A 1,304-nucleotide genomic window follows, 5' to 3' on the forward strand; every position below is an offset into this window, starting at 1 on the left:
CCGGAGCGGTGGAGGAGTGCGTGGTGCGGGGCGTGGCGGGGGCGGCGCGGGCCCCGTAGGTCAGGCCCGCGCCCGCGGCGGCCAGGGCGGCCACGACGACGAGCAGGACGAGACGGCGGCTGTGGCGGTGGGTCTGGGTGTGGGCACGGATGCCGGCCATGGGAGTGCTCCTCGGGAGGTGAAGGCGTGCGGTGGGTGGTGAGCCCGTGCCTCCAGTCAGCCCGAGGGAGCGGATCGCGTCACGTCGCTGGAATTCGGGCCTTGACAGTCCGCGGCCCGCTCAGCCGGCGGCCCAGAACTGCGCCAGAGCCGCCTCCTTGTAGGGCGCCGGGGTCACGCTCAGGTCCCCCGCGAAGGGGCGGTCCAGGACCACCACCAGCAGCAGGCTGAAGCCGATCAGCCCGGCCACCGCCGATACGAAGAGCAACTGCGTCTTCAGGCTGCGCAGCCCGAACAGGAAGGTCAGCGGGACGATCACCAGCGCGCCCCCGTACACCAGCACCTGGAGCAGGACCGGCAGTGAGGTCTCGGCCATGGTGACGCGCGCCCGGCGCTGCGCGTTGACGTCGTTCAGGCGGGTGACCGCTTCGGCGTAGAAGGTCTCGGCGCGGGGGCCCTGCGGCTCGTACGCAAGGAGGGCCTGGTAGAGGCCGTGGGTCTGCGCGCCGGTCGCCTCGAAGCTCGGCCGGCCGTCGCGCATCAGCGGCCACTGCACCTCGACGACGGCGTGCGTGTACGCGCCCACCGCCTGGTGCACGCGCGCCCGGTCGGCCGCGGGGAAGGCGTCGGCGCTGCGTACGACCGCGGCGAGCTCGCTGGCCTCGGAGGCGACGATGCTCTCGGTGTTCTCCCGCTGCGTCCACAGGGTGACGACGACGAAGGCGAGGATGATGCCGTAGATCGCGCCGAACATGCCGAGCGCGACCCCGACCATCTCGTTGTGCTCGCCCCGGGCCAGGTGCGGGAACCGGCGGCGGGCGGCCATGCTCCCGGCCACGGCTAGGCCGGTGAGGCCGCCGACCACGACGACGGCGATGGCGAAGGTGCTGAGGTGGTTGAGCAGCCAGAGGATCATGCCCTGCTCAACGAGCGCGGCCGCCGGACAGCCCGGCCTCCGCCACGGCTTCTGCGGGGTGGGAGCCGGGCGGTGCCGGGCCGGTCGCAGCCCTGGCGGCTCGGGTCACTCGACCTTGGGCGCCTGCGGGAGGCCGGCGGCCAGGGCCGAACCGGCGCCCTTGAGGGAGGAGTCGGTGGCCTGGGTGGTCACGCCCACCGCGGTCCTGGTGTCCTGGACGGCCTGGGTC

General features: G+C 73.8%; 1 protein-coding gene. It reads right to left on the minus strand.

Annotated features, from left to right (window positions below; translation table 11 throughout):
* Positions 1 to 280: 280 nt before the first annotated feature.
* Positions 281 to 1,075, minus strand: coding sequence for a bestrophin-like domain (locus ACWGIU_RS38020; RefSeq protein ID WP_453712673.1), 795 nt, complete (start codon positions 1,073 to 1,075; stop codon positions 281 to 283).
* Positions 1,076 to 1,304: the final 229 nt, after the last annotated feature.

It is taken from the genome of Streptomyces sp. NPDC054840 (assembly GCF_053611065.1).